Below are 1,193 nucleotides of genomic sequence, written 5' to 3' on the forward strand. Positions count from 1 at the left end.
TGGATCGGCGCTCAATCTGAATGTTCACTTCCACATGCTGTTTCTCGACGGTGTGTATGTCGAGCAATCCCACGGCTCAGCGCGTTTCCGCTGGGTCAAGGCGCCGACCAGCCCAGAGCTCACCCAGCTGACGCACACCATCGCCCACCGGGTGGGTCGCTATCTGGAACGGCAAGGCCTGCTGGAACGGGATGTCGAAAACAGCTATCTGGCCTCGGATGCGGTGGATGACGACCCGATGACACCCCTGCTGGGGCACTCGATCACTTACCGTATCGCTGTCGGTTCACAGGCGGGGCGAAAGGTGTTCACTTTGCAAACTCTGCCGACCAGTGGTGATCCGTTCGGTGACGGGATTGGCAAGGTAGCCGGGTCCAGCCTGCACGCCGGCGTGGCGGCCAGGGCCGATGAACGCAAGAAGCTCGAACGGCTGTGCCGGTACATCAGCCGCCCGGCGGTATCCGAGAAGCGGCTGTCGTTAACACGAGGCGGCAACGTGCGCTACCAGCTCAAGACGCCGTACCGGGACGGCACCACGCACGTCATTTTCGAACCATTGGATTTCATTGCAAGGCTGGCCGCCCTGGTACCGAAGCCCAGAGTCAACCTAACCCGCTTCCACGGGGTGTTCGCACCCAACAGTCGGCACCGGGCGTTGGTCACGCCGGCAAAACGGGGCAGGGGCAACAAGGTCAGGGTGGCTGATGAACCGGCAACACCAGCACAACGGCGAGCGTCGATGACATGGGCGCAACGGCTCAAGCGTGTTTTCAATATCGACATCGAGACCTGCAGCGGCTGCGGCGGCGCCATGAAAGTCATCGCCTGCATTGAAGACCCTATAGTGATCAAGCAGATCCTTGATCACCTGAAGCACAAAGCCGAAACCAGCGGGACCAGGGCGTTACCCGAAAGCCGGGCGCCACCGGCTGAGCTGCTCCTGGGTCTGTTTGACTGACGAGCCTGAAGGCCAACGATACCAATCAAAATGCTGCGTTCACAGCGCCGCGGCAGGGATCCGCCGTGCTGGTTGTCGGAAAAGGAGCCGCTAGTGGGAAAGAGGAGGGTAAATTTTCAGCGTTGCTGGCTCCCCGTCAGCCGGATTGGGTTGCATCGCAGGGGTGTCGAAAGAGTCAACTGCGGTCCAAAGCTGTTGGACTTGGGTGAAAAGGGCGTTTATTCTTCCTATACGT

The 1,193-nt window shown here is 60.2% G+C and carries 1 pseudogene; it reads left to right on the top strand.

The features are described from left to right. Positions 1-958, top strand: a pseudogene (locus FTU75_RS18205) (IS91-like element ISVsa3 family transposase); the annotation flags it as partial. Positions 959-1,193: the final 235 nt, after the last annotated feature.

Source organism: Acinetobacter sp. YH12140 (assembly GCF_013418475.1).
In the GTDB taxonomy this organism is placed as follows: Bacteria; Pseudomonadota; Gammaproteobacteria; order Pseudomonadales; family Moraxellaceae; genus Acinetobacter; species Acinetobacter amyesii.